This is a genomic window from Streptomyces sp. NPDC057002 (assembly GCF_042673825.1).
GTDB lineage: Bacteria > Actinomycetota > Actinomycetes > Streptomycetales > Streptomycetaceae > Streptomyces.
In genome coordinates this window covers 51,793-77,855 of sequence record NZ_JBHURZ010000012.1, presented here as the reverse complement: position 1 = coordinate 77,855, position 26,063 = coordinate 51,793, and the positions used below count along the sequence as shown (strand labels likewise).

22 protein-coding genes are annotated in these 26,063 nt (G+C 72.3%); 9 read left to right on the top strand and 13 right to left on the bottom strand.

The features are described 5' to 3' along the window. Nucleotides 1-32: 32 nt before the first annotated feature. Both ACFT32_RS40870 and ACFT32_RS40865 read right to left on the bottom strand, forming a co-directional pair. Entirely contained in the window at nucleotides 33-1,448 is a 1,416-nt protein-coding gene (locus tag ACFT32_RS40870; RefSeq protein WP_382499317.1) for an NAD(P)/FAD-dependent oxidoreductase, read from the bottom strand. Nucleotides 1,449-1,673: 225 nt separating this feature from the next. Next, the gene (locus tag ACFT32_RS40865) at nucleotides 1,674-2,570 is read right to left on the bottom strand and encodes a TIGR01777 family oxidoreductase (RefSeq protein WP_382499315.1); all 897 of its coding nucleotides are present in this window, start codon (nucleotides 2,568-2,570) and stop codon (nucleotides 1,674-1,676) included. 71 nt (nucleotides 2,571-2,641) lie between these two features. Here ACFT32_RS40865 and ACFT32_RS40860 point away from each other — a divergent pair, with 71 nt between their 5' ends. Beyond that, nucleotides 2,642-3,139 (top strand): GNAT family N-acetyltransferase, encoded by a 498-nt coding sequence (locus ACFT32_RS40860; RefSeq protein ID WP_382499312.1) that lies wholly within the window; start codon nucleotides 2,642-2,644, stop codon nucleotides 3,137-3,139. Between the two features lie 22 nt (nucleotides 3,140-3,161). Here the strand turns inward: ACFT32_RS40860 and ACFT32_RS40855 are convergent, their stop codons facing one another. Then, nucleotides 3,162-4,346, bottom strand: a complete 1,185-nt coding sequence (locus ACFT32_RS40855) for a MarP family serine protease (RefSeq protein ID WP_382499310.1) — start codon at nucleotides 4,344-4,346, stop codon at nucleotides 3,162-3,164. Nucleotides 4,347-4,536: 190 nt separating this feature from the next. Between ACFT32_RS40855 and ACFT32_RS40850 the strand changes: the two genes are divergently transcribed. Continuing rightward, a complete protein-coding gene (locus ACFT32_RS40850; protein ID WP_382499308.1) occupies nucleotides 4,537-5,457 on the top strand; it encodes a peptidoglycan recognition protein in 921 nt (306 codons plus the stop codon). Continuing rightward, nucleotides 5,454-5,648, top strand: coding sequence for a hypothetical protein (locus tag ACFT32_RS40845; RefSeq protein ID WP_382499306.1), 195 nt, complete (start codon nucleotides 5,454-5,456; stop codon nucleotides 5,646-5,648). The genes ACFT32_RS40850 and ACFT32_RS40845 overlap by 4 nt, the downstream gene beginning before the upstream one ends. On the opposite strand, the gene ACFT32_RS40840 is transcribed toward ACFT32_RS40845, so the two are convergent. The 7 genes from ACFT32_RS40840 to ACFT32_RS40810 all read right to left on the bottom strand — a co-directional run bounded on the left by ACFT32_RS40840 (nucleotide 5,638) and on the right by ACFT32_RS40810 (nucleotide 16,138). Beyond that, complete coding sequence (locus tag ACFT32_RS40840) at nucleotides 5,638-6,159, bottom strand: DUF4240 domain-containing protein (RefSeq protein ID WP_382499303.1); 522 nt, start codon at nucleotides 6,157-6,159, stop codon at nucleotides 5,638-5,640. The genes ACFT32_RS40845 and ACFT32_RS40840 overlap by 11 nt on opposite strands. Nucleotides 6,160-6,212: 53 nt before the next feature. Continuing rightward, on the bottom strand, nucleotides 6,213-7,199 hold the full coding sequence (locus ACFT32_RS40835; protein ID WP_382499301.1) for a helix-turn-helix transcriptional regulator: 987 nt from the start codon (nucleotides 7,197-7,199) through the stop codon (nucleotides 6,213-6,215). 59 nt (nucleotides 7,200-7,258) lie between these two features. Further along, nucleotides 7,259-9,961: a pyruvate dehydrogenase (acetyl-transferring), homodimeric type gene (aceE, locus tag ACFT32_RS40830; RefSeq protein WP_382499299.1), complete on the bottom strand. Its 2,703-nt coding sequence runs from the start codon at nucleotides 9,959-9,961 to the stop codon at nucleotides 7,259-7,261. Nucleotides 9,962-10,228: 267 nt separating this feature from the next. Next, nucleotides 10,229-10,852, bottom strand: coding sequence for a GntR family transcriptional regulator (locus ACFT32_RS40825; protein ID WP_184596340.1), 624 nt, complete (start codon nucleotides 10,850-10,852; stop codon nucleotides 10,229-10,231). A 234-nt stretch (nucleotides 10,853-11,086) separates the two neighbouring features. Continuing rightward, the gene (sucB, locus tag ACFT32_RS40820) at nucleotides 11,087-12,880 is read right to left on the bottom strand and encodes a 2-oxoglutarate dehydrogenase, E2 component, dihydrolipoamide succinyltransferase (protein ID WP_382499297.1); all 1,794 of its coding nucleotides are present in this window, start codon (nucleotides 12,878-12,880) and stop codon (nucleotides 11,087-11,089) included. A gap of 62 nt (nucleotides 12,881-12,942) precedes the next feature. Next, nucleotides 12,943-14,331, bottom strand: a complete 1,389-nt coding sequence (gene lpdA / locus ACFT32_RS40815; RefSeq protein WP_382499295.1) for a dihydrolipoyl dehydrogenase — start codon at nucleotides 14,329-14,331, stop codon at nucleotides 12,943-12,945. 280 nt (nucleotides 14,332-14,611) lie between these two features. Beyond that, nucleotides 14,612-16,138: a leucyl aminopeptidase gene (locus ACFT32_RS40810; RefSeq protein ID WP_382499293.1), complete on the bottom strand. Its 1,527-nt coding sequence runs from the start codon at nucleotides 16,136-16,138 to the stop codon at nucleotides 14,612-14,614. A 355-nt stretch (nucleotides 16,139-16,493) separates the two neighbouring features. Between ACFT32_RS40810 and ACFT32_RS40805 the strand changes: the two genes are divergently transcribed. The 5 genes from ACFT32_RS40805 to ACFT32_RS40785 all read left to right on the top strand — a co-directional run bounded on the left by ACFT32_RS40805 (nucleotide 16,494) and on the right by ACFT32_RS40785 (nucleotide 23,108). Beyond that, entirely contained in the window at nucleotides 16,494-18,527 is a 2,034-nt protein-coding gene (locus ACFT32_RS40805) for a hypothetical protein (protein ID WP_382499290.1), read from the top strand. Between the two features lie 114 nt (nucleotides 18,528-18,641). Beyond that, the gene (pelF, locus tag ACFT32_RS40800; RefSeq protein WP_382499289.1) at nucleotides 18,642-20,165 is read left to right on the top strand and encodes a GT4 family glycosyltransferase PelF; all 1,524 of its coding nucleotides are present in this window, start codon (nucleotides 18,642-18,644) and stop codon (nucleotides 20,163-20,165) included. Beyond that, on the top strand, nucleotides 20,162-21,673 hold the full coding sequence (locus ACFT32_RS40795) for a hypothetical protein (RefSeq protein ID WP_382499287.1): 1,512 nt from the start codon (nucleotides 20,162-20,164) through the stop codon (nucleotides 21,671-21,673). The genes pelF and ACFT32_RS40795 overlap by 4 nt, the downstream gene beginning before the upstream one ends. Continuing rightward, nucleotides 21,670-22,329 carry a spherulation-specific family 4 protein gene (locus ACFT32_RS40790; protein WP_382499284.1) on the top strand — a complete coding sequence of 220 codons (660 nt, stop codon included), beginning with the start codon at nucleotides 21,670-21,672 and terminating at the stop codon, nucleotides 22,327-22,329. The genes ACFT32_RS40795 and ACFT32_RS40790 overlap by 4 nt, the downstream gene beginning before the upstream one ends. Beyond that, nucleotides 22,326-23,108, top strand: a complete 783-nt coding sequence (locus ACFT32_RS40785; protein ID WP_382499282.1) for an endo alpha-1,4 polygalactosaminidase — start codon at nucleotides 22,326-22,328, stop codon at nucleotides 23,106-23,108. Before ACFT32_RS40790 ends, ACFT32_RS40785 begins: the two co-directional genes overlap by 4 nt. Here the strand turns inward: ACFT32_RS40785 and ACFT32_RS40780 are convergent. Further along, on the bottom strand, nucleotides 23,068-23,673 hold the full coding sequence (locus tag ACFT32_RS40780) for a hypothetical protein (protein WP_382499280.1): 606 nt from the start codon (nucleotides 23,671-23,673) through the stop codon (nucleotides 23,068-23,070). The genes ACFT32_RS40785 and ACFT32_RS40780 overlap by 41 nt on opposite strands. Nucleotides 23,674-23,756: 83 nt before the next feature. Next, nucleotides 23,757-24,539, bottom strand: a complete 783-nt coding sequence (locus ACFT32_RS40775) for an adenosylcobinamide-GDP ribazoletransferase (protein WP_382499278.1) — start codon at nucleotides 24,537-24,539, stop codon at nucleotides 23,757-23,759. 60 nt (nucleotides 24,540-24,599) lie between these two features. Here ACFT32_RS40775 and ACFT32_RS40770 point away from each other — a divergent pair, with 60 nt between their 5' ends. Then, nucleotides 24,600-25,364 (top strand): hypothetical protein, encoded by a 765-nt coding sequence (locus ACFT32_RS40770; RefSeq protein WP_382499277.1) that lies wholly within the window; start codon nucleotides 24,600-24,602, stop codon nucleotides 25,362-25,364. On the opposite strand, the gene ACFT32_RS40765 is transcribed toward ACFT32_RS40770, so the two are convergent. Next, nucleotides 25,304-26,002 carry a hypothetical protein gene (locus tag ACFT32_RS40765; RefSeq protein ID WP_382499275.1) on the bottom strand — a complete coding sequence of 233 codons (699 nt, stop codon included), beginning with the start codon at nucleotides 26,000-26,002 and terminating at the stop codon, nucleotides 25,304-25,306. The two genes, ACFT32_RS40770 and ACFT32_RS40765, sit on opposite strands and share 61 nt — an antisense overlap. Nucleotides 26,003-26,063 lie beyond the last annotated feature (61 nt).

Here is a 26,063-nt window from a genome sequence, read left to right as displayed (position 1 = left end):
CAGCCCCCACGCACCCGCGCCCGACGAATCACCTAGGCAGCCCGTGGCACCGTCGGCAGCGGATCGGCAACATGCATCGACCGCCCCGCGCCCAGATCCGCCAAGATCGCCGCAGACGCCCGATGCCCGGAGTGCAGAGCCCCCTGCACCGTGCTGGTGTCCCGGTGATCCCCGCACACATACAGCCCCGCGATCAACCGCACCGGCCGCCGCAGATCATGCGGCGGCCGCATCGCCGGCACAGCCTCCACGGTCTGGTGCACGGCCAACGTCTCCCACCGAGCCGTCGGCATCCCGTACAGCCGCGCCAAGTGCATCCGCACAGCCGTGTCGACATCCCCCGGCGGCCGCCCCAGCACCGTCGAGGACACCAGCGCCCGCCCGGCCGGCGCCCGGGACGGATCGACACGGCTCACCACCGCCGTGTGCGCGACCGGCCCGCCGAGATCAGCGTCGAGCAGCAGCGACGCCCCCGTCTCCGGCGGCTCGTCGGTCGTGTGATGCACCACCGTCACCGGATGGAAGTCCGGCACCCGCAGCCCGGGCAGCAGCTCGGCGGCGGCCCGGGCATCGGTCGCCACCAGCACCGCCCGGCAGCGGATCTCGCCGTGCTCGGCGGTCGTCACCGAGGTCGTGGAGACGGAGGTGACGCGCACGCCGGTGTGCACGGTGCCCGGCGGCAGCGTGCGTGCCAGCAGCTCCGGCAGGGCCTCCGCACCGCCCTCCGGTACACAGAGCCGGCCGCTCGCGAAGGCCCGCAGCGCCAGGTCCGCGCACCGGCTGGACGTGGTCAGGTCCGGGTCGCACAGCAGGGCGGCGAGCAGCGGACGCAGGAAGCCGTCGATCGTACGGGCGGGCAGCCCGCGCGCAGCCAGGGCCTCACCGGCGGGCAGCTCCGGGCGGGCCAGCAGCCGTTCGGCCGGGGTGCTCGCCAGCCGGGTGAGGGCGGCACCCAGCCGGGCCTGGTCGACGGCCGTGCCGAGCGGGGCGCCGGACCGGCTCCGGGGCACGGAGACCTGCCGGCCCGGCACCGCCACCGGCCTCCTGGGCGGCCTGGGCGCGACAGGTGACCGGGGAGCGCTCGCCAGGGCGCGCACTGCATGGAGTGCGCCTCGTGCGCCCCGTGCGCCCCCCGCGCCCGCTTGGACACCCGCGCGATGGTGGCGTCCGTCGCCGTGCAACAGGACACCGGGCGCGAACGGGCGCAGCACCAGCCCGCCCAGGCCGGGTGTCAGCCGTAGTTCCGGATACGCCGTGGACAGCAACTGGCCGATCCGGTCGAGCCGGAAGCCGTCGACCTTCTCCGTCGCCATGCGGCCGCCGACCCCGTGGGCGGCCTCCAGGACCATGGTCGTCACTCCTGCGCGGGTGAGCCGGTTCGCGGCCGAGAGTCCGGCGACCCCGGCCCCCACGACGACCACGTCCGCCTGGTACGCGGGCTCAAGCACGTGCCCCTCCTCGAGGTTGCGCGGGCGCTGGAGACGTCATGCCCTCAACAGGCCGCAGGGATACGCGAGTTCTGGTCGAGGGTAGGGCTGTGATCGGTCAAATGGGGTCGCGCATCAACAGGGCACGGTCGCACGGCGGTCGCATACGGATGCCTTGTGGGCATGAAGTGGTCGCAGGGGGCTAGGGGCCGACTCGAGGAGCGCCCTCGGAACCGCCGGGAACCGTCACAGCGCCGCCCGGATCGCCCCCTCGATCTCCGGGAACGCGAACCGGAAGCCCGACTCCAGCAGCCGCGTCGGCAGCACCCGGGCGCTGCCGAGCACATCCCCTGCCATCTCGCCGAGCACGCTCCGCAGGACGGGCGCGGGCACGGCGAACAGCGTCGGGCGGCGCAGCACGCGTCCCATCGCCGCGGTGATCTCACGGTTCATCAGGGGGTTCGGGGCGGTGAGGTTGAACGGCCCGGACAGACCGTCCGTGTCGATGAGATGCCGGATCGCGGCAACCTCGTCGTGCAGCGCGATGAACGACCAGTACTGCCGCCCGTCACCCATCCGCCCGCCGAGCCCCGCCTGGAACAGCGGGAACAGCCGCCCCCACGCACCGCCGTCGCGGGACACGACCAGGCCGGTCCGCGTGAACACCGTGCGGACACCGGCCTCCTGGGCCGGTGCCGTGGCGTTCTCCCACTCCACGCAGAGCGCGGGCAGGAAGCCCTCACCCGCCGGCGCGCTCTCGTCGACGGTACGGTCCCCGGTCTCGCCGTAGTAGCCCATGGCGCTGCCGTTCACGAAGACCCGCGGCCGGTCCTTCTCGTCCAGCGAGGCGACGGCCTCGGCGAGCGCCGCCGTGCCGTTCACCCGGCTGTCGCGGATCCGCCGCTTGTAGGCGTCCGTCCAGCGGCGGTCGCCGACCCCGGCCCCCGCCAGGTTCACCACCCCGTGGCACCTGGCCAGCCCGGCCGCGTCCACCCGCCCGCCCTCCGGGTCCCAGCGGACCTCGTCCGCCGCCCGGGGCTCATGGCGCACCAGGCGCACCACCTCGTGCCCGTCCGCGGTCAGGGACCGCACCAGAGCGCTGCCGATCAGACCGGAGGCGCCGGTCACCGCGATGCGTCGCATGGCTCAATCTTGCCGGTCGCCGCCGTAAAAGCCCCGTCGGGAACCGGTCTCGCGGACGTAACGTGACCGCCATGCCGACTCCGCACATACGCCCCGCACGGCTCGACGACGAGGAGGCGCTCGGGCTGCTCGACCGCGCCACCTGGTCGCCCCTGCACGCCGTCCAGCCCCGCCCCGAGCCGCCGTACGGTCCTTTCTTCTCCGAGCGTGACCCGTGGCATGAATGTCTCGTCGCCGAACTCGACGGAGCCGTGGCCGGCTATCTGCGGCTGGGGACCGCGACGTCGCTCGCCTGCAACGCCCATGTGCGGATGATCCGGGGGCTCGCCGTCGCGGAGGAGGCGCGCGGTCACGGCCTCGCCCGGGCCCTGCTGCGGGCGGCGGGGGAGGAGGCGCGGCGGCAGGGGGCGCGGCGCCTCACGCTGCGCGTCCTCGGGCACAACACACCGGCCCGGGGACTCTACGAGTCCGAGGGGTTCGTGGTGGAGGGGGTCCTGCCGGAGGAGTTCTTCCTCGGCGGCGCGTATGTCGACGACGTGTTCATGGGGCGCTCCCTGCCGACCGGGTGACCGGCGGCCACCCGACCCGGCGTCATGACGCGGCGAGATCCCCCGTGTCCACCGGAGCCGTCGCGTCCGCCGCCCGTCGCGCGTCCCGGGCGACCTCCGCCGCCGTCAGGACGTAGCCGGTCTCGGCGTCCGAGGTGGAACGGGCGAAGACCACGCCGAAGACCCGGCCGTCGGTGGTGAGGAGAGGGCCGCCCGAATTGCCGGGGCGGACGGTGGAGCGGATCGAGTAGATCTCGCGGGTGACCGTCCCGTCGTTGTAGATGTTCTGGCCCGTCGCCCGCACGCGGTTGGCGACCGTCGCCCCCTGGAGGTTCAGGTCGCCGTCCTCCGGATAGCCCGCGACGACCGCCGAGTCGCCGCGCTCCGCCGCGTCGTCGAACCGCAGCACCGGCGCCTTCAGACCCGGCACGTACAGCACGGCCACGTCCTTCTGCGAGTCGAAGAGCACCACCCGCGCCTCGTACGTCCGCCCGACGCCGCCGATCTGCACGGTCGGCTCGTCGATGCCGGCCACCACATGGGCGTTGGTCATCACGTGCTCCCGGGAGTACACGAACCCGCTGCCCTCGCGGCCCTGGGTGCCGGCGACGCCCTCGACCTTCACCGTGCTCCGCTTGGCGGCGTCGGTGGCGGCCGCTGTGACACTGTCACCGGAGGGCGCGGCGACCTCGGCCGTCGACTCGTTCTCGAACGGGTTGAAGACCTGCGGGAAGCCCGCCTGGGTCAGCGCGGACGTGGCCCCCGAGAACCAGTCCGGCGTGGTGTCCGGCATCGTCCGCTGCACGGCGTCCAGCAGCCGAGAGTCCCGGATCGCCGAGGTGACCAGCGGCGACGAGGACACGCCCAGGACGCTCGCGGCCACCCAGGCCACGATCAGCACGGCGACGGAGTTGGCCACGGCCCCGCCGATCCCGTCCGCCACTCTGAGCGGCCCCCTGTCCAGCTCCCGCCGCAGCCGCAGCGCGAGGCGCCCCGCCAGCTCGTGGCCCACCACCGCCGGGAGCAGCACCGTGAACACCGCTGTCAGCGTCGCCCCCGTCGTCCCCGGCGTCACCAGGTCCATCACCCACGGCAGGACCCATACGCCGATGACCGCGCCGCCCACGAAGCCCGCCAGTGACACACAGCCGGCCACCAGCCCGCGCCGGTACCCGGACGCCGCATAGGCCAGGACGACCAGCAACAGCAGGATGTCGAGCAGGTCCACGCACGCCGCCTTTCATTCGGAACCCCTTAGTACGTGGGGGGAGGGCCCGGTGATCAGTCACACGCGCGTGGATGATCAGAACCGGCCACGCGTCCGTGCATCCGGAAAAACGTCGCGGACCGTGACGATGGTTCCACCGGGTGGCACATCACACATCGCGGACGGACCGGATCGGGTCGACAGTGAGCACATGCGTGTCTTCCGAAGACGGCAGGGTGCGCGCAGGCGCCGCGCCGCCAGGACACCCGGCATAACCGGCCTGCCGCGCGCCGCCCGGGTGGGCCTCGGCTGCCTGCCGGGCCTCTCCGCCGCCGTCGCGCTGGTGCTGTGCGCCTACGGCGTCGAGAACGCCGCCGACAGCGCCCCCGAGCCGGCGGCCGCCCGCCCCACGGCCAAGCCCTACACCGCCCCCCGGCCGCACATCGTGCTCCGGTCGCACTGGCTGGGCGACGCCGCCCGCACACAGCCGCGCCCCCGGTACGACGACCGGGTCGGCGCCGTGTTCGTCCACCACACCGACACGCCCAACGGCTACGACTGCGCCGACGCGCCCCGCATCATCCGGGACGTGTACACCGGCCAGACCGGCACCCGCGACTGGGACGACATCGGCTACAACTTCGTCGTCGACCGCTGCGGCACCATCTACGAGGGCCGCGCCGGCGGCGTCGAGCGTGCCGTGACCGGCGCCCACACCCAGGGCTTCAACCACGGCACCACGGGCATCGCCGCCCTCGGCACCTTCACCGCGGGCATGCCCGTGCCGCGGGCCATGATCCAGGCCATCGCCGCGCTGTCCGCCTGGAAACTCGGCCTGTCCGGCACCGACCCGCGGGCCAGCGTCCTGCTGGTCTCCAGCAACGGCCTGAGCCGGTACGCGGCCGGCACCTCCGCGAAACTGCCCGCCCTCGCGGGCCACAACGACGGCTACATGACCAGCTGCCCCGGCGCCGCCCTGCACGCCCGCCTGCCGGAGATCAGAGAGCTGGCGGCCCGTCTGCAGCACCGGCCGGAAGACCCACAGCAAGGCCACAGCCGGCGCGCGGTGTCCTCAGATCCCGGCCCCCTACGGTCACCCTCACAGACAGCCGACCGGAGGTGGGGACCATGAACAACCGTCATACGGAGAACCCGCACACCTGGACCGCGGCCACCCGCGGCCCCTGGGCGGTGCTCCGCGCGGTCGCGACCGTCGTCCTGGGCCCGGCGGCGGCCACCGCGTCCGCCCTCGACCAGGCCAACGCGGCCCCGCTGCACCACGCGGTGAAGGCCGACGCCCGGAGCCTGGCGGTCAGCCCCTGAAGCGCTCCCACAGCCGGGGATAGCGCTCGGCGAGGAGCCGCTCGTTCTCGAAGTCGAGCGAGGTGCCCTCCGGTTCCGGGGGCGCGGGCGGGATCTCCAGGTCCGGGGCGACCACGCCGGTGAGCTGCTCGTAGGCCTCGTCCGCCGCGTAGCCGAGCTCCTCGCCGTCGCCGTCGATCTCCTCGTCGAAGTCGCCCAGCAACTCGGCGAGCCCGTCCGGGTCGTGCACGGCGCCCTCGAAGACATGGCGGCCCTGGCCGATCAGCCAGCACCGGAAGAAGTCGAAGGCGTCGTCGCTCGCCCCGTCGAGCAGTACCCAGGCGGCGCCCCACAGGTCCCACCGGTAGGCGCGGTTGTAGCGCGACTCGAAGTGACGGGCGAAGTCTAGGACCGAGTCCGGGTCCAGCCGCGAGAGCCGCTCCACGAGCAGGTCGGCCTGCTCCTCCGGGTCGCCTTCGGCAGCCTCGCGAGAGTCGTCGACCAGCTCCCAGAACTCCGTCTCGTCCATCACGGGACAAGCATCGGCCCTGGGGCACACGGGCGCACCCGGAGTGCGCGGGATCGTTATGCGCCGCTCTCGGGGTGGTACAGCCCCGCCAACCGCAGCGCGTCCGCCGCGAACCGCTCGCGCAGGCCCTCGGGGGCCAGCACCTCCACCTCCGCGCCGAGCGCCGTCAGCTGGGTGTGGGCGACCTCCTCGGACTCCACCGGCAGAGCCACCGTCACCCATCCGTCGCCGTCCGGCTCGTCCGCGTCCGCCAGGGCCTCCCGCGCGGACAGCGAGTCGAGGGCGTACGGCAGTGCGCGCACACCGTCGGGGGACAGCCGCACCACCACCCGCGCCCGCAGGATGGAGCGGGCGAACTGCTCCGCCCGCTCCTCCCAGAAGGCGGGCAGCGCGAACTCAGGCTCCCGCTCGAAGCGCTCCCCGCCCGGGTCCACCGCCGTGAACCGGTCGATCCGGTACACCCGGAAGGCCCCGTTCCCGGCCACCCGCGCGCACAGGTACCAGACGCCCGCCTTCAGCACGAGCCCGTACGGCTCCAGCTCCCGGACGACCTCGTCCTCCCCGCGCCGGTAGCGCGCGACTACCCGCCGGTCGTCCCACACCGCGTCGGCCACGGCAGGCAGCAGCGCGGGCGTCCTCGGCTCCTTGAACCAGTTCGGCGCGTCCAGATGGAACCGCTGCGCCGCCGTCCTCGAGGCGTCCCTCAGGGACGGCAGCAGAGCCGCCGACACCTTCAGCTGAGCGGCGGAGGCGGCGTCCTCCAGGCCCATCTCGCGCAGCGCCCCCGGCACCCCGGACAGGAACAGCGCCTCCGCCTCGCCGCGGTGCAGCCCCGTCAGCCGCGTCCGGTACCCGCCGACCAGCCGGTACCCGCCGGCCCGGCCCCGGTCCGCGTACACCGGCACGCCCGCCTCCGACAGCGCCTGCGCGTCCCGTGTCACCGTCCGCTCCGACACCTCGAGCTCATGGGCGAGCTCGGCGGCCGTCATGGCGGGCCGGGACTGCAGGAGCAGCACCATCTTGATGAGCCGGGCAGCACGCATGGGCACATCATGCAGCAGGCCCCCGCCGCGGCGGGGGCCTGCCGATCACCGGTCCGTGCTCACAGACCGTACTTCTCGCGCGCTTCCTTCACGGCCGTCGCCTTGACCTCGCCGCGCTTGGCGAGCTGGGCCAGGGCCGCGACGACGATGGACTCGGCGTCCACGCCGAAGTGGCGGCGGGCCGCCTCACGGGTGTCCGAGAGACCGAAGCCGTCGGCGCCCAGCGAGGACCAGTCCTGCTCGATCCACTGCGCGATCTGGTCCGGGACCTGGCGCATGTAGTCGGAGACGGCCAGCACCGGGCCCTCGGCGCCCTGGAGCGCCTGCCGGACGAACGGCACCCGCTCCTCGCCGCGCAGCAGAGCCTCGTCCGCCTCCAGGGCGTCCCGGCGCAGCTCGCCCCAGGACGTCGCCGACCACACGTCGGCCGCCACGCCCCACTCCTCGGCGAGCAGCTGCTGCGCCTTCAGCGCCCAGTGGATCGCCGTACCGGAGCCGAGCAGCTGGATCCGCGGGGCGTTGGCCGGGGGCGTGATGCCCGCCGACTCCGCCGTGTTGAAGCGGTACAGGCCCTTGACGATGCCCTCGTCGACCCCGTCCACGGACGGCTTCGCCGGCTGCGGCATCGGCTCGTTGTAGACGGTCAGGTAGTAGAAGACGTTCTGGTCCTCACCCGGGGCCGCCTCGCCGTACATCCGGCGCAGACCGTCCTTGACGATCGCCGCGACCTCGTAGGCGAACGCCGGGTCGTACGACAGCGCCGCCGGGTTGGTCGCCGCGATGACGGGGGAGTGGCCGTCGGCGTGCTGGAGGCCCTCACCGGTCAGGGTGGTGCGGCCGGCCGTGGCGCCGACGAGGAAGCCGCGGCCGAGCTGGTCGCCGAGCTGCCACATCTGGTCGGCCGTGCGCTGCCAGCCGAACATCGAGTAGAAGATGTAGAACGGGATCATCGTCTCGCCGTGCGTCGCGTACGACGTCGAAGCGGCGATGAAGTCGGCCATCGAACCGGCCTCGGTGATCCCCTCGTTGAGGATCTGGCCGTTCTTGGCCTCCTTGTAGTACATCAGCTGGTCACGGTCGACCGGCTCGTACGTCTGGCCCTTCGGCGAGTAGATGCCGAGCGACGGGAACAGCGACTCCATACCGAAGGTGCGCGCCTCGTCCGGGACGATCGGCACCCAGCGCTTGCCCGTCTCCTTGTCGCGGACCAGGTCCTTGACCAGGCGGACGAACGCCATCGTCGTCGCCACGTTCTGCGAGCCGGAGCCCTTGTCGAAGGAGGCGAACGCCTTCTCCGCCGGGGCGGGCAGCGGCGCCACCGGGTGCACACGACGGGCCGGGGCCGGACCGCCGAGGGCGGCGCGCCGCTCCTGGAGGTAGCGGACCTCGGGGGAGTCGGCGCCCGGGTGGCCGTAGGGCACCACGCCGTCGACGAACGCGCTGTCGGAGATCGGCAGCTCCAGCAGGTCGCGCATGTTCTTGAACTCGTCCACCGTCAGCTTCTTCATCTGGTGGTTGGCGTTCTTCGACGCGAAGCCCTCGCCGAGGGTGTGGCCCTTGACCGTCTGGGCCAGGATCACGGTCGGCGCGCCCTTGTGCTCGACGGCCGCCTTGTACGCGGCGAACACCTTGCGGGCCTCGTGGCCACCGCGCGAGAGGTGGAAACACTCGAGGATCTTGTCGTCGCTCAGCAGCTTCGCCAGCTCCACCAGCGCCGGGTCGCCGCCGAAGAAGTCCTGGCGGATGTAGGCGGCGTCGCGCGTCTGGTACGTCTGGATCTGCGCGTCCGGTACCTGGCGCAGGCGGCGTACGAGCGCGCCGGTGGTGTCGAGCTGGAACAGCTCGTCCCAGGCCGTGCCCCACAGCGTCTTGACGACGTTCCAGCCGGCGCCGCGGAACTGGGCCTCCAGCTCCTGCACGATCTTGAAGTTGGCGCGGACCGGGCCGTCGAGGCGCTGGAGGTTGCAGTTGATGACGAAGGTGAGGTTGTCCAGCTCCTCACGGGCCGCCAGCGCGAGGGCCGCCGTCGACTCGGGCTCGTCCATCTCGCCGTCGCCGAGGAACGCCCACACGTGGGAACCGGCGGTGTCCTTGATGCCGCGGTTGGCGAGGTAGCGGTTGAAGCGCGCCTGGTAGATGGCCGACAGCGGGCCGAGACCCATGGAGACCGTCGGGAACTCCCACAGCCAGGGCAGACGGCGCGGGTGCGGGTAGGACGGCAGACCGTCGCCGCCCGCCTCCCGGCGGAAGTTGTCGAGCTGGGCCTCGTTCAGCCGCCCGTCGAGGAAGGCGCGGGCGTAGATGCCGGGGGAGGCGTGGCCCTGGATGTAGAGCTGGTCGCCGGAGCCGTCGGCCTCTTTGCCCTTGAAGAAGTGGTTGAAGCCGGTCTCGTAGAGCCAGGCCGCCGAGGCGAAGGTGGCGATGTGGCCGCCGACGCCGTACTTGCTGCCGCGGGTCACCATCGCGGCCGCGTTCCAGCGGTTCCACGCGGTGATCCGCTGCTCCGTCGCCTCGTCACCGGGCACGCCCGGCTCGGCGGCGGTGGGGATGGAGTTGACGTAGTCGGTCTCGAGGAGCTTCGGCAGCGCGATGCCGGCGCCCTCGGCGCGCTCCAGCGTGCGCCGCATGAGGTATGCGGCACGGTGCGGTCCGGCCGCCTCGGTCACCGCGTCCAGGGAGGCCTGCCATTCGGCGGTCTCCTCCGGGTCCCGGTCCGGGAGCTGGTCGAGCTCGCTCGGCTGGATGGCTTTGGGGTCGGTCATGTCGCCGCCTTCCTCAGTCGAAGGGGGTTCCCTCATCGGTAAGGGTTCGGGGGTGCCCTTTGTCTTTGGCAGGACAGGGCTGGGGCTTGGGTGGAAGCCCGTCGGCGACTGTAACTCTCTGATCGATGATCGATCAAAGGGTTGAGGCGTAAAACCTCTTGATCACGAGAAAGTAGGCACGCGGTGCCTCGGGCGGTGGCACGCGGTGACGGGATTTATGGGGGTTTTCGCAGGTGAGAGGCGTATGAGCGGAGGTGTGCTCGAGTGTCATGCCCTGGGCGCGCAGCCCAGGACGTGGGCCTTCACCAGTTCGGCGATCCGGGGGTCGCGGCGCTTGAAGGCGGCGACCAGTTCCTCGTGCTCCTCCGCGTACGACTGCTGCTGCGTGCCCAGCCAGCGGATCGACAGGGCCGTGAACACCTCGATGCCCAGGCCCTCCCAGGTGTGCAGCAGGACGGAGTTGCCCGCCGCGCGGACCAGTTCGCGGTGGAAGGCGACGGTGTGGCGGACCTGCGCCGTGCCGTCCGACCTGCGGTCGGCCTCGTACAGGGCGTTGACGTGCGGTTCCAGCGCCGAGCAGTCCTCCGCCAGGCCCTGGGCCGCCAGCTCCGCCGCGATGGCCTCCAGGCCCGCCCGGACCGGGTAGCTCTCCTCCAGGTCGGCGGCGGTCAGGTTCCGGACCCGGACGCCCTTGTTGGGGGCGGACTCGATCAGGCGCAGGGATTCCAGTTCGCGCAGGGCCTCGCGGACCGGGGTCTGGCTGACCTCCAGCTCCGTGGCGATCCGGCGCTCGACGATCCGCTCGCCCGGCTGCCAGCGTCCGCTGATGATCCCCTCCAGGATGTGCTCGCGGATCTGCTCGCGCAGCGAGTGGATGACGGGCGCGGTCATGTGAGCTCCTTAAGGGGGTTTGACGTTTAGACAATAAGGCCGGGTCGCTCCGTGGGCGGGGTGGGCGGGGGTGTCTTGGTGCAGGTGAGACGAGACTTACACGGGGGGTGTGAGTTCGTCGTTCGGCTGCCGCGCCGTAGTGGTTGCTCGCGCAGTTCCCCGCGCCCCTTGGGTACGACGGTGCCCCGCCCGGATTATCCGAACGGGGCACCGTACAGCCGTAGCGGCGGAGAATCAGAGGCCGAGCTCGACCTCGAACTCGCCCGCCTCGAGGATGGCCTTGACCGCCGTCAGGTAGCGGGCGGCGTCGGCGCCGTCCACCAGGCGGTGGTCGTAGGACAGGGTCAGGTACGTCATGTCGCGGACGCCGATGACCGTGCCCTCCTCCGTCTCGATGACGGCGGGGCGCTTGACCGTGGCGCCGATGCCGAGGATGGCGACCTGGCCCGGCGGCACGATGATCGTGTCGAAGAGCGCGCCGCGCGACCCGGTGTTGCTGATGGTGAAGGTCGCGCCGGACAGCTCGTCCGGGGTGATCTTGTTGGCGCGGACCTTGCCCGCGAGCTCCGCCGTGGCCTTGGCGATACCGGCGAGGTTGAGGTCACCGGCGTTCTTGATGACCGGGGTCATCAGGCCCTTCTCGGAGTCCACCGCGATACCGACGTTCTCGGTGTCGAAGTAGGTGATGGTCCCCTCGGCCTCGTTGATCTTGGCGTTGATCGGCGCGTGCGCCTTCAGCGCCTGGGCCGCGGCCTTGACGAAGAACGGCATCGGAGACAGCTTCACGCCCTCACGGGCCGCGAAGGAGTCCTTGGCCCGGGCGCGCAGCTTCATCAGACGCGTGACGTCGACCTCGACGACCGAGGACAGCTGGGCCTGCTCCTGCAGGGCCTTGACCATGTTGTCGCCGATGACCTTGCGGATCCGCGGCATCTTGATGGTCTGGCCGCGCAGCGGGGAGGTCTCCAGCACCGGGGCCTTCTTGGCAGCCGGAGCGGCGGCCGCGGCCGGAGCCGGAGCAGCGGCGGCGGCCTTCGCGGCCTCGGCGGCGGCGATGACGTCCTGCTTGCGGATACGGCCGCCGACGCCGGTGCCCTTGACGCCGGCCAGGTCGACGCCGTTCTCGGCGGCGAGCTTGCGCACCAGCGGGGTGACGTAGGCGCCGTCGTCACCGGAGGGGGCGGCGGGCGCGGGAGCCTGGGCCGGGGCGGGGGCCGGAGCGGACGGGACCGGCTCGGGAGCCGGGGTGGTCTGCTGCTGCGGGGCCGGAGCCGAGGGCGCCTGCGGGGCGGGCGCCGGAGCGGCCGGAGCCGGAGCGGCGGGGGCGGCCGGGGCGGGGGCCTCGGCAGCCGGGGCCGGGGCCGGGGCCGGGGCGGCGGGAGCCGGGGCAGCGGCCGGAGCCGCACCCGCGACGCCGATGACGGCGAGCTTGGCGCCGACCTCGGCGGTCTCGTCCTCGCCGACCACGATCTCCAGCAGCGTGCCCGCGGTGGGCGCCGGGATCTCGGTGTCGACCTTGTCGGTGGAGACCTCGAGCAGCGGCTCGTCGGCCTCGACGCTGTCACCGACCGACTTCAGCCAGCGGGTGACGGTGCCCTCGGTGACGGACTCGCCGAGCGCGGGCAGGACCACGTCCGTGCCCTCGGCGGAGCCGCCGCCGGCGGCGGCGTCGGCGGTGGGAGCGGGCGCCGGAGCGGCCTGCTCGGTGGACGGGGCGGCCGGGGCCGGCTCGGGAGCGGGCTCGGCGACCTGCTCGGCGGCCGGGGCCGGGGCGGCAGCGGGCGCACCGCTGCCGTCGTCGATGAGGGCCAGCTCGGCGCCGACCTCCACCGTCTCGTCCTCGGCGACCTTGATGGAGGCCAGGACGCCGGCTGCGGGGGAGGGGATCTCGGTGTCGACCTTGTCGGTCGAGACCTCGAGCAACGGCTCGTCGGCCTCGACGCGCTCACCCTCGGCCTTCAGCCAGCGGGTGACAGTGCCCTCGGTGACGCTCTCGCCGAGCGCCGGAAGGGTTACGGAAACCGCCATGGTTTCGGTTGCTCCTTACGGAAAGTGCGGAAGTCTGTGTCGTCGCTTCTCGACCGAGGGGGTCAGTCGTGCGAGTGGAGGGGCTTGCCGGCCAGGGCCAGGTGGGCCTCGCCGAGCGCCTCGTTCTGCGTCGGGTGGGCGTGGACGAGCTGCGCGACCTCGGCGGGCAGCGCCTCCCAGTTGTAGATCAGCTGGGCTTCGCCGACCTGCTCGCCCATGCGGTCACCGACCATGTGGACGCCGACCACGGCACCGTCCTTGACCTGGACGAGCTTGATCTCGCCCGTGGTGTTCAGGATCTTGCTCTTGCCGTTGCCCGCGAGGTTGTACTTCAGAGCGACGACCTTGTCCGCGCCGTAGATCTCCTTGGCCTTGGCCTCGGTGATACCGACGGAGGCGACCTCCGGGTGGCAGTACGTCACCCGCGGGACACCGTCGTAGTCGATCGGAACGGTCTTCAGACCGGCCAGACGCTCCGCCACCAGGATGCCCTCGGCGAAGCCGACGTGCGCGAGCTGGAGGGTCGGGACCAGGTCACCGACGGCGGAGATGGTCGGGACGTTGGTGCGCATGTACTCGTCGACCAGCACGTAGCCACGGTCCATGGCGACGCCCTGCTCCTCGTAGCCGAGGCCGGCGGAGACCGGGCCGCGGCCGACGGCGACCAGCAGGACCTCGGCCTCGAACTCCTTGCCGTCGGCGAGGGTGACCTTGACACCGTCCTGGGTGTACTCGGCCTTCTCGAAGAACGTGCCCAGGTTGAACTTGATGCCGCGCTTGCGGAAGGCGCGCTCGAGCAGCTTGGACGAGTTCTCGTCCTCGACCGGCACGAGGTGCTTCAGGCCCTCGATGACCGTGATGTCCGCACCGAAGGACTTCCAGGCGGAGGCGAACTCGACGCCGATGACACCGCCGCCGAGGACGATGGCCGACTGCGGCACACGGTCCAGGACGAGGGCGTGGTCGGAGGAGATGATGCGGTTGCCGTCGATCTCCAGGCCGGGCAGCGACTTCGGCACGGAGCCGGTCGCGAGCAGCACGTGGCGGCCCTCGACGCGCCGGCCGTTCACATCGACGGAGGTGGGGGAGGACAGCCGGCCCTCGCCCTCGATGTACGTCACCTTGCGGGAGGCGACCAGGCCCTGCAGACCCTTGTACAGGCCGGAGATCACGCCGTCCTTGTACTTGTGGACGCCGGCGATGTCGATGCCCTCGAAGCTGGCCTTCACACCGAACTGCTCGCTCTCGCGGGCCTGGTCGGCGATCTCGCCCGCGTGCAGCAGAGCCTTGGTGGGGATGCATCCCCGGTGCAGGCAGGTCCCGCCGACCTTGTCCTTCTCGATCAGGGCGACGTCCAGGCCAAGCTGCGCCCCGCGCAGGGCCGCGGCGTAACCACCGCTGCCACCGCCGAGGATCACTAGGTCGAAAACGGTGCTGGCGTCGTTCGCCACGTCACGTCCTCCATGCATGTGCGCCGTACGCCGGTCTTCACTGACCGGCAGGCGGCTGGTGTCCGGCCGCTCGTTCTTCGGCCCTTCGGTGGGGCCCTGTCCTGCCGAGCCCCATCTTCGCACTTGTCGACACACAAAGAGACGCCGGGCTGCTGTGTGAGACGCCCCACGTTGTCCGACCCCGGGGCGTCCGACCCCAGGGGCGCGGGGAACTGCGCGAACAGCCCCCACGCCCCCGCACTCGCCACACAACGGACGAGACCGAGCTCTCAGGCGAAGGTCAGCCCAGATCCCCGGCGGCCGTCAGCTCCGCCAGCCGAACCAGCGTCCGCACAGCCGTCCCCGTGCCGCCCTTCGGCGTGTACCCGAAAGGCCCGCCCTCATTGAACGCCGGCCCCGCGATGTCGAGGTGCGCCCAGGTGATCCCCTCGCCCACGAACTCGCGCAGGAACAGACCGGCGACCAGCCCGCCGCCCATCCGCTCGCCCATGTTCGCGATGTCGGCCGTGGGCGAGTCCATCCCCTTGCGCAGGTGCTCTGGCAGCGGCATCGGCCACGCCGGCTCCCCGACCTCCTCCGCGGCCTCGTGCACCGCGGAGCGGAACGCGTCGTCGTTGCCCATGATCCCGAACGTCCGGTTGCCCAGCGCCAGCACCATCGCCCCGGTCAGCGTCGCCACGTCGACGATCGCGTCCGGCTTCTCCTGGGAGGCCGCCCACAGCGCGTCGGCCAGCACCAGGCGGCCCTCGGCGTCGGTGTTGAGCACCTCCACCGTCTTGCCGCTGTACATCCGCAGCACGTCACCCGGACGGGTCGCGGAACCGGAGGGCATGTTCTCGGCCAGGGCGAGCCAGCCGGTGACGTTGACCTCCAGGCCCAGCCGGGCGGCGGCGACGACGGCGGCGAACACGGTGGCCGCGCCGCTCATGTCGCACTTCATCGTCTCGTTGTGGCCGGCCGGCTTCAGCGAGATGCCGCCCGAGTCGTAGGTGATGCCCTTGCCGACGAAGGCGAGGTGCTTCTTCGCCTTCGAGGAGGTGTAGGACAGCTTCACCAGGCGCGGTCCCGCCGCCGAGCCGGCCCCGACGCCGAGGATGCCGCCGTAGCCGCCCTTCTCCAGGGCCTTCACGTCGAGCACCTGCACCTTGATGCCGTGCTCCTTGGCCGCGGCCTGCGCGACCGCGGCGAACGCCTCGGGGTTCAGGTCGTTCGGCGGGGTGTTGATCAGGTCGCGGGCGCGGTTCAGCTCCTCGGACACGGCGGCGGCACGCTCGACCGCCGCCTTGTACGCCTTGTCGCGGGGCTTGCCGCCGAGCAGGGCGACCTCGGCGAGAGGGCCCTTGCCGTTCTTCGCCTTGGCGTCCTTGCCGTTGTCCTTGTAGGCGTCGAAGGAGTACGCGCCGAGCAGCGCGCCCTCGCCGATCGCTCCGGCGTCGGCGGCGTCCGCCAGCGGCAGGGCGAAGGCGGCCTTCTTCGTCCCGGCCAGGGCTCGGGCGGCGACGCCGGCGGCCTTGCGCAGGGCCTCGGTGTCGTAGTCGGCGTCCTTCTCGGGCACCGCGCCCAGGCCCACCGCCAGTACGAGCGGTGCCTTGAAGCCGGACGGTGCCGGCAGCTTCGTCGTCTCGCCCTCGGCACCGGAGGCGCCGAGAGTCTCCAGGACGCCGGCGAGCTTGCCGTCGTACGCCTTGTCCACGGCCTCGGCGCCCGGTGCGACGACCGGCCCCTTGGCACCCTTGGCGACACCGATCACGATCGCGTCGGCCCGCAGACCGGGCGCCGCGGCGGTGCTGAGAGTGAGAGCAGTCACGGTGGTGAAATCTCGCTTCCGATGTGAAGTTGCGATGGTCGAACGGTGTGGGTCGACCGGGCCCGAGCCGACCCTATTCCGACGTCAGGGTCCGGTATCCACGGGGCCTTCCCCGGTGCGGCGAACACTCGACGACGAGACTACGCGCGTGGTCGCGTTCGCTCATTACTGCGGGTGTTCACCTGTCGGTCGCGTAGTAGCCATTTCTTGATCCCGCATGGCGGTGAACTCGGTCACACTCGCTCGGATCCGGTGAGAGTCCCGCTCGCCGCTTTGCATGATTTTCACTGATCCTCCTCTGTTCGGCCTCTGTTCGACCGCAAGGGGAGCTCTGGGATCTTCTGGGGGAGGAACCATGGCGCAGCGTGCGCGCAGGTGGAGAAACACGGCCGCGGCGATGACGGCGGCAGGCATGATCACGGCCGGGGCGACGGCACCCGGGGCGGCGGCCGCGGAGGAACCGCGCATCGATCTCAAGGTGCTCGTGGTGGACAACGGCGACAGCCCCGTCCAGGCCGTAACCGCCCAGCTCAGAACCACGGGCGTCCCGTACACCACCGTCGACCTGAACGACTCCGGCCGCCCGAGGATCACCGAGTCGTTCCTGAGCGACACCGTGAACGGCAGACCCCGCGCCAAGTACCAGGGCGTCGTCCTGCCCAACGAGGCCCCGTTCGGCGCGGGCTCCGCCGAGCAGACCGCCCTGGAGACGTACGAACGGACGTACGGCATCCCGCAGGTCGACGCCTACACCTGGGCACACCCGGAGGTAGGCCTCGACTACACCAGCGAGGGTGGCTGGGCGGGCACTCTCGACGGCCGCGAGGCATCCGTCACCGCGGCCGGGAAGGCGGGCCGGTTCGGCTACCTCGAGGGCGCGTTCCGGTTCGAGGACAACGCGCCGGATGTGCAGGAGAGTTACGGCTACGTGGCCCGGCCCCGCGCCGGCTTCACCAGCTACGTCGACATCCCCGTGCCCGGCGGCACCGGCCGCGGCAGCCTCGTCGGCGAGTACGCCCACGACGGCCGCCGCGAACTCGTCGTGACCTTCGCCTACAACGGCAACCAGCAGCAGTTCCGGCTGCTGGCCCGGGGCATCGTCGAGTGGCTCACCCAGGGCGTGCACCTGGGGCAGACCCGCAACTCCTTCGCGGTGCACGTCGACGACGTGTTCGCCCCGGACAGCCGCTGGGACACCGAACGCGACTGCACCCCGGGCGACTTCGACTGCGCGGGCGGCGACGGCGAGGGCACCACGCCGATCCGCATGACCGCGGACGACGCCGCCTACGCCGCACAGTGGCAGCGCGAGCACGGCTTCACCATGGACATGGTCTACAACGCCGGCTCCGGCGAGGAGTGGAAGACCGAGCACGGCGGCACCGACGCCCTCACCGACCGGCTGGTCGCCGACAAGGCCCAGTACCGCTGGGTCAACCACACCTACACGCACCCCTTCCTCGGCTGCGTCCAGGACACCTCGAGCGTGCCGTGGAGCTGCGCGAAGAACGCGGACGGCTCGACGAAGTACATGAGCCGCGCCGAGATCGCCGCGCAGATCCGCGACAACCACGACTGGGCCGTGGGCAAGGGCCTCCCGGTCGACCGCGCCGAGCTGGTCACCGGCGAGCACTCGGGCCTGAGGACGCTGCCCCAGCAGCCCGCCGACAACCCCAACCTGTCCGGCGCCCTCGCCGACACCGGCGTCAAGTGGATCGCCTCGGACAACTCCCGCGAGCCCGGGCAGCGGGCGATCGGCAACGCGCTGACCGTCCCGCGCCACCCGATGAACGTGTACTACAACGTGGGCACGGCGGCCGAGATGGCCGACGAGTACAACTGGATCTACACCTCGCGCGGCGACGGCGGCAGCGGCGTCTGCGAGGACAACCCCACCTCGACCTGTCTGGACGAGCCGCTCGACACCACCACCGGCTACGCCGAGCACATCGTCCCGCAGGAGGCGCGCACCGCCCTCGGACACGCCCTCGCGGGCGACCCCCGGCCGCACTACGCGCACCAGTCCAACCTGGCCGAGGACCGGCTGCTCTACCCGGTCATGGAGAAGGTGCTGGCCGATTATCGCTCCCTGTTCGCCGACAGCACCCCGCTGGAGAACCCCCGGCACAGCGCCATCGGCACCGAGGTCCAGCGCCGCGCCGCCTGGCAGACCGCCCTGGCGAACGGCCGCGTGACGGCATACCGCATCGGCCCCACCGTCACGGTCACGGCCCCGTCCGGCACGCAGATCCCCGTGACCGCCCCGGAGGGAACCAAGAAGCAACTCCTGCTGGGCACCACCGCATTCGGCACCCCGTACGCAGGATCCCGCTCGACCTGGACGACCCCGGCAGCACTCCAGTCGGCTCTCACTTTGAAGCTGCCGTAGGGCTACGTACTTCAGGGGCGCGGGGAACTGCGCGACCAGCCCACACGATGCCCGCACTCGGCATCCGGGCAGCAGCTCCCCGCACAACATCCGCAACACAGGGGGAAACACCGCATGAGGCGAACAGGCCGCCACGTCACCATGCTCACGGAAGGCACCTACCCACACGTCCACGGCGGCGTCAGCACCTGGTGCGACCAACTCGTCAAGGGCATGCCGGAGGTCGACTTCCACATCGTCTCCCTCACCGGCAACGGCCGCGAACCCGTCACCTGGGACCTCCCGCCCAACGTCTGCGCCCACACCTCGGTCCCCACCTGGGGCCCCCGCCCCGGCCGCGGCAGGCCCCCCTACGGCAAGGCCCGCCGCCGCTTCACCGACACCTACGAGCGTTTCCTGCTCTCCTTCCTCGACCCCGGCTCGCCCACCGACTTCGGCACGTCCCTGAACGAGCTGGCCGAACTCGCCCGGGACGGCCGCCTCTCGGCGGCCCTGCGCACCGAGTCGGCGCTGCGGTCGCTGATGTGGATCTGGACGATGCCGCATCTGCCCACCGCGGCCGCACGCCCCACGGTCCATGACGCCCTCACCGCGACCGACCTCCTGGAACACGCCCTCCGGCCCCTGGGCGTCCGCATCCCCGAGGACTCCGTCGCCCACGCCGTCAGCAGCGGCCTCGCGACCCTGCCCGCGCTCGCCGCCCGCCACCTGGACGGCGTACCGTTTCTGCTCACCGAGCACGGCATCTATCTGCGCGAGCGCTACCTCGGCTACCGCCGCGACGCCCAGCGCTGGCCCGTGAAGGCGTTCATGCTCGGCTTCTACCGCGAGCTGAACTCGTACGGCTACCGCGCCGCCGATCTGATCACCCCGTGCAACCAGTACAACCGCCGCTGGGAGGAACGCGGCGGCGCCGACGCCGGCAAGATCCGCACGGTCTACAACGGCGTCGATCCGGCCGCCTTCCCGCACGCCGGCCCCGAGCCCGAGGTCCCCACCCTCTCCTGGTGCGGCCGGATCGACCCCATCAAGGACCTGGAGACCCTGATCCGCGCCTACGCGTTGGTGCGAGCCGAGGTGCCCGCGACCCGGCTCAGGCTCTTCGGCCCGGTCCCGCCCGGCGGCGAGGCCTACCGCACCCGGCTGGAGAAGCTCGCCGCCGAACTGGGTGTCACCGACGGCCTGACCTTCGAGGGCCGTATCACCGAGGTCTGGCGTGCCTACGCGGCCGGGCACGTGGTGATGCTGTCGTCGATCTCCGAGGGTTTCCCCTTCTCCATCATCGAGGCCATGTCCTGCGGCCGTACGACGGTGTCGACGGATGTCGGCGGGGTGCGCGAGGCCGTCGGCGACACGGGCCTGGTCGTACCGCCGCGCGAGCCGGAGAAGATGGCCGCCGCCGCGCTGACCCTGCTCAAGGACGACCAAAGGCGTCTCGAACTGGGCGCGTTGTCGCGTCAACGCGTCATCGACCGGTTCACGCTGCGCCGCTCGGTGGACGCCTTCCGCACCGTCTACAAGGAACTCGCGGGCGAGGACGAGGTGTACGAGCCCACGCTGGAGATGGTCGCCGACTGGACCCTGGAGCTGCGCGACCCGTGGTACGCGGCCGTGGCGACGGACGGGACCGGCTGGTGAGCGGAAGCGTCTGGCTCCCGCCGGGCTCCCGCCCGGACACCCTCCCGTACATCCCCCGGCAGCGCGCCACCCCCAGCTGGGCCCGGCCCGACCCGGTCGACGAACTCGCCGCCCGTCTCGAGGACTTCATCGCCGCGGCCGTCCACCCGGACGAGATCGCCGCCCTGCTGGAGTCCGACGGACTCTCCGACGACCAGATACGCGAGCGGTACGGCGTAAAGAACTCCTTCGCGCTCGCCGAGACCCTCTACGAACGCGTCGAACGCCGCTATCCGGAGCCCGACGGCCCGTTACCCGACCCCTGGCGGACCGGCCTGCTCGGCTGTCTGCTGCGCGGCGTCGTCTTCGCCCTGCCCGGCCTCGCCTACGTCCTCGGCGCGCCCCTGTTCGCCGGCGACGACGACTTCGGCCTCCCGCCGGGCACGGTCCCGCTGCTCGCCGGAGCCCTGTGCGGCTGGACGTGGAACCAGGGCCTCGCCCACCGGGCGTACGCGTGGCTGGGGCTGGGCGACCGGACGGCCGCGCGGCGTGCCCTGCTGCTCGGCGCCCCGGCCGGCGCCCTGCTCGGCTCCCTGGTCTCCCTGGCCTGTGCGGCCGGTGCCGCCCCGGCCGCGGTCGCCTTCGCCGCCGGGCAGTCCTGGTATCTGGCGGCGGCGACCGTCCTGCTGGTGATGGGCCGCGAACGGCTCCTGCCGGCCGCCCTCGCGCCGATGGCGACGGGCGCGGTCCTGTCCCTGACCGACCCGCTGCCGGAAGCCGTGAGCCTGATTCTCCTGCTGGGCTCCCTGGCGGCCGTGGCGGCCCTCGCCGCGCGCGAAGTGGCACCGGCCGCGAAGGAGGAAGGCGGGTGGACCGCCGGTCTCACCGCCCTGCTCCCGCTGAGGGCATTCGCCGCAGCCTCCGCCCCCCGGCGCCCCGCCGGGCCCCGGCTCACGGGCTCCCTGCCGTACGCCCTGTTCGGGCTCGCCACCGGCGTTCTCGTGCTGTACGCGGCCCTCGGCGACGTCCTCGCCGGTGAGACCGGCAGCGCGGTCGCGGCCCCTGCCGCCGTGGCGCTCACCCTCAGCATGGGCCCCGCGGAGTGGCTGCTGTATCGATTCCGCGGCGAGAGCCTCGCCGCACTGCGTTCCAGCCGCACCGCCGGGGCCTTCCGGCGCACCACCGCCCTCACCGTCGTCGCGTGCCTGGCCGCCTACCTCGCCACCCTGCTCTCACTGAGCCTCGCCGCCTCCGCCCTGTGGCCGCACTCCCCGGTCCCCGGCGGCCTTCGGCTGGCCGGGCTGCTCCTGCTGGGCGTGGTGCTGTGGACGGGCCTGCTCCTCCAGTCGTTCGGCGCGGTGACCGGCGCGACGGCGGTGTGCTGCGCCGCCGCCCTCGCCCAGACCCTGCTCCTCGTCACGCACACCGGGGATCCGCACATGGCGGGCCCGGCCGTGTACGGCACGGCGGCCGTCGTCCAAGGCGCCCTGGTGTGCGCCCTGCTGGGGAGGGCAACAGCCCACCGATGAGCACTCTCCTGGTCCCGTACTACGAGCACCCGTCCGTACGCCCCGCCGAATGGGAGGCGATCGTGGCGGCCGCGTCCCGCCTCTACGGGGTGGTCCTCAACCCCGCCAGCGGGCCCGGCGACCGCCCCGACGCGGCCTTCGCCGAGGTCGCCGCCCGGCTGCGGGACGCGGGCGTCCGGGTCCTCGGGTACGCCGACACCGACTACGGCCGCCGCGCCACCACCGACGTCCTCCGCGACCTCACCCGGCACCGCGACTGGTACGGCACCGACGGCGCCTTCCTCGACCAGGTCCCCTCCGGGCCCGAGCAGTTCGAGTACTACCAGCGCCTGGCGGTGGCCGCCTGGGGCGTCGGCTGCGGCACCCTCGTCCTCAACCACGGCACGGCACCGCACCCCTGCTACGCCCGCATCGCCGACGTCCTCGTCACCTTCGAGGGCAGCTGGGCGTCGTACCGCGCGCTGTGCCCCGAGCCGTGGCCCGGCGGCGGCGACGTCCGGCTCTGCCACCTGGTGTACGACGTGCCGCCCGACGCCGACCCGGAGGGCCTGGCCAGGGCGCGGGGCGCGGCGGTGCATTGTGCGGTGCCCGGCAGCGGCGATCATCCTTGGGGCACACTGCCGTACACCCTGCACCACCCGGAGAACACCCCGTGAGACGCACGTCCTTGCTCGTCGCCCTGCTCCTCCTGCTGCTCGCCGGCTGCACCCAGAAGGAGGCCGACGACAAACCGGGCCCCCGCTGGCAGCCCCGCCCCGGCACCGGCTGGCAATGGCAGCTCAGCGGGCGCCTGGACACCTCCGTCGACGTGCCGGTCTACGACATCGACGGCTTCGACCACTCCGAGGCCACCGTCACGCGCCTGCACCGCGACGACCGCAAGGTCATCTGCTATCTGTCCACCGGCGCCTGGGAGAAGTTCCGCCCGGACGCCGGGAAGTTCCCGAAGTCCGTCCTCGGGCGCGGCAACGGCTGGAAGGGCGAGCGCTGGCTGGACATCCGCCGCACCGATGTCCTTGAGCCCCTCATGGCGGCCCGGATCGACATGTGCCGCGACAAGGGCTTCGACGCGGTGGAGCCCGACAACATGGACGGCTACCGCAACGACACGGGCTTCCCGCTGAAGGCCGCCGACCAGCTCCGCTACAACCGCCTCATCGCCCGCCTGGCCCACGACCGGGGCCTGGCCGTAGGCCTCAAGAACGACCTGGACCAGATCCCCGAGCTGGTCGGGGACTTCGACTTCGCGGTCAACGAACAGTGCGCCCAGTACGGCGAGTGCGCGGCCCTGAAGCCGTTCGTCGACGCGGGCAAGGCCGTCTTCCACGTCGAGTACGAGGTGCCCACCCGCCGCTTCTGCGCCGAGTCCCGCCGTCTGAAGCTCAGTTCGCTGCTCAAGAAGTACGAACTAGGGGTGTGGCGACAGGCCTGCTGAGCCCGACGCCGGAGACCGCCGTGCCCGCCACCTGGTCGGCGAGGGAACGCCGGCCGGGGGAGAGGACCGGCAGCGCGTTCAGCAGGAACAGCACCACCGCGACCGCCCACACCAGCACCGACAGCACGATCCGGCCCTCGACCAGCAGCACGCAGGCCACCGCGTACACGGCGACGTCCGCGGCGGTGGTGACGGCCGCCCGCCGCGCGGCCCGGCGTGGGAGGCTCGGCGTGACCTTCAGCCCGACCAGGGCCTTGCCGACCGTGCGCCCGGCCAGCGCCAGGCACGCCCACTGGTAGAGGAACACCGTCAGCACCAGCAGCCCGAAAGCCTGCTCGACGTACAGCACCGACTTGTCCCACAGCCTGAGCCCCAGGTCCTGGGAGGCGTCGAGCATGTCGCCGCGCGAGGTCAGCAGGTCAAAGCCGCCGCGGGCGGCGAGTTCGGGCACGTCGGTGACGAGCGCGGAGATCCGGTGGAAGGTGAGCACGGCGAGCGCCGAGGCCAGCGCCACCACCAGCGCGAAGTCGACGGACCAGGCCACGGCACGGCGCAGCTTCGGCATGAACATCCCCCGATCACTTGTGTGTTCGGGGGACGAAGCTAGCGGCCGGGCGGCCGGTGCAGGAGAGGGACGAGGAGATCGTTTCAGCCCAGTGACAGAACGACCAGCGCCGTCGTCGCCGCCGTCTCCGCGAGCCCGCCGAACACATCCCCGGTGACCCCGCCGAAGCGGCGCGTGCAGTGCCGCAGCAGCGCTTCGGCGGCGGCCAGGGACAGGACGACCGCGCACACGGTCCGGACCACGTCGAACGGCCCCCAGAAGGCACTCCCCGCTGCCGCCGCCCCCGTGACGGCGACGGCGGTGAGCAGCGCCCCGCGCAGGGGCACCACGCCCGCGACCGCCGCCCCCAGCCCCTCCGGCCGGGCCGCCGGCACCCCGGCCCGGGCCGCCAGGGTCAGGGCCAGCCGGGCGACCGTGGCGGAGACGACCGCCGCGAAGGCGCCCCGGGCCCAGGAGGCGTCGTAGGCCTGGGCGAGGGCGGCGACCTGCGCGAGCAGGACGAGGACGAGGGCGATGACCCCGAACGGCCCGATGTCCGACTGCTTCATGATCCGCAGCGCGTCCTCGGCGGGCTTCCCGCTGCCCAGCCCGTCGGCGGTGTCCGCGAGCCCGTCGAGATGCAGCCCCCGGGTGAGGACGGCCGGCACGGCCGCGGTGGCCACGGCGGCGAGCAGCCCGCCCGCCCCGAGGAACAGCAGCACCAGCCCGACGGCGGCGGCGGCCACGCCGACGGCCAGCCCCGCGAGCGGAGCGCTGAGCATGCCCCCTCGCGCGGCCTCCCGGTCCCACCGGGTCACCCGGACCGGGAACACCGTGAGGGTGCCGAAGGCGAAGCGGAGGCCGTCGAGGGGCGAGGTTGCGGGCACCGGCGCAGGCTACCGGTCGGTCAGGAGAGCGGGCACGGCGGCCGAGGATAAAGTTCACATATGGGATGGTTCGAGCGGAACATCATGGAACCCGGCAAGCTGCCGCTGCTTCTCGCTCTCATCTCCTTCGTGATGACCTTTCTGATCACCCGGGGCATCACCCGTCTGATCCGGGCGGGCAAGGGTCCCTTCCGCAACATCAGCGGCAGCGGGGGTGTCCACGTCCACCACGTGGTCCCCGGCGTCATCCTGACGATCGTCGGCGGCTTCGGCGCGGTCGCCGGCGGCCAGGAAGGCGTCGGCTCGTGCCTGGCCGCGGTGCTCTTCGGCATCGGCGCGGGACTCGTCCTCGACGAGTTCGCCCTGGTCCTGCACCTCGCCGACGTCTACTGGACCCCGGACGGCCGCAAGAGCGTCGAGATGGTCGTCCTCACCGCCTCCCTCGTCGGCCTGCTCCTGCTCGGCTTCTCGCCGCTGGGCGTCAACGACCTCTCCGAGGACCAGCAGCAGAACCGCGCCGTCGTCCTCGCGAACGTCGTCGTGAACTTCGGGTTCGCCCTGATCGCCCTGTTCAAGGGCAAGGTCCGTCTCGCCGTCCTGGGCGTGATCATCCCCCTGGTCGCCCTGATCGGCGCCGTACGGCTGGCCCGCCCCACCTCGCCGTGGGCCAAGCGGTTCTACCGCAACCGCCCCCGCGCGCGGGCGAAATCCGGCCTGCGGGCCTACCACCACGACCGCCGCTGGGTGGGCCCCCGGCGCAGATTTCAGGACTGGATCGGCGGCGCGCCCGACCCCGAGCCCGTCCGGTCCCTCGAACACCACTGACGCAGCGCACCGGCCGCGTACAGCACCAGCACGGCCGTGATCGCCGCCAGATGCTCCTTGCCCGCGAGGTTCTCCTTCAGGGCGACCTCGGCCACCATGGCCACGATCACCACCGCCGCCGTGACATACGCGCGATAGCGCAGGCCCAGGTAGACGGCGAGACCCACCACCGCCGCCGAGGGCCCGGTGTCCACGACCCACGCGTCCGAGGCGGGCAGACCCAGCGGGGAGTCCGGGCCAAGCCAGATGCCCAGCCGGGCGTAGAGCGTGCCCGCGAGCGTCGCGAGGTAGGCGATGAACAGGGCCCGCCGCCACCCCAGGCAGAGCTCCGCGATACCGAACACCAGCAGGAGCTGCGCCAGCGCGCCCCACACCGGCAGATCCAGCGCGGGCACGAACAGCGACAGCGGAGTCCGCAGCAGCGCGAGCCACAGCGGGTCCTCGGCCCGCACGGCACCGACGTTCTGAACGAACTGGTACCCCCACGACTGGTTGTGCGCGAAGTGCAGCACGGACGTCAGGCACACCGCCCCGGCCGCCATCGGCACCGCCCGCAGCCGCCGCTCCCGCAGCGGCCCGCGCACCGCGGCGTACAGCGGCCCCCATTCGGCACGGGCCCGGCGGGCGAGCGTGGTCATCGGGTCGTCCTCGTCCATGGGCCGGTGCGGCAGCGGGTGTGCGCGGTGTCTGTGGCTCAGT

Coding starts and splice junctions, on each gene's coding strand:
- ACFT32_RS40865 (WP_382499315.1), bottom strand. CDS start 2,570: ATGCGACGCATCGCGGTGACCGGCGCCTCCGGTCTGATCGGCAGCGCT.
- ACFT32_RS40860 (WP_382499312.1), top strand. CDS start 2,642: ATGCCGACTCCGCACATACGCCCCGCACGGCTCGACGACGAGGAGGCG.
- ACFT32_RS40850 (WP_382499308.1), top strand. CDS start 4,537: ATGCGTGTCTTCCGAAGACGGCAGGGTGCGCGCAGGCGCCGCGCCGCC.
- ACFT32_RS40845 (WP_382499306.1), top strand. CDS start 5,454: ATGAACAACCGTCATACGGAGAACCCGCACACCTGGACCGCGGCCACC.
- ACFT32_RS40835 (WP_382499301.1), bottom strand. CDS start 7,199: ATGCGTGCTGCCCGGCTCATCAAGATGGTGCTGCTCCTGCAGTCCCGG.
- aceE (WP_382499299.1), bottom strand. CDS start 9,961: ATGACCGACCCCAAAGCCATCCAGCCGAGCGAGCTCGACCAGCTCCCG.
- ACFT32_RS40825 (WP_184596340.1), bottom strand. CDS start 10,852: ATGACCGCGCCCGTCATCCACTCGCTGCGCGAGCAGATCCGCGAGCAC.
- sucB (WP_382499297.1), bottom strand. CDS start 12,880: ATGGCGGTTTCCGTAACCCTTCCGGCGCTCGGCGAGAGCGTCACCGAG.
- ACFT32_RS40805 (WP_382499290.1), top strand. CDS start 16,494: ATGGCGCAGCGTGCGCGCAGGTGGAGAAACACGGCCGCGGCGATGACG.
- pelF (WP_382499289.1), top strand. CDS start 18,642: ATGAGGCGAACAGGCCGCCACGTCACCATGCTCACGGAAGGCACCTAC.
- ACFT32_RS40790 (WP_382499284.1), top strand. CDS start 21,670: ATGAGCACTCTCCTGGTCCCGTACTACGAGCACCCGTCCGTACGCCCC.
- ACFT32_RS40780 (WP_382499280.1), bottom strand. CDS start 23,673: ATGCCGAAGCTGCGCCGTGCCGTGGCCTGGTCCGTCGACTTCGCGCTG.
- ACFT32_RS40770 (WP_382499277.1), top strand. CDS start 24,600: ATGGGATGGTTCGAGCGGAACATCATGGAACCCGGCAAGCTGCCGCTG.
- ACFT32_RS40765 (WP_382499275.1), bottom strand. CDS start 26,002: ATGACCACGCTCGCCCGCCGGGCCCGTGCCGAATGGGGGCCGCTGTAC.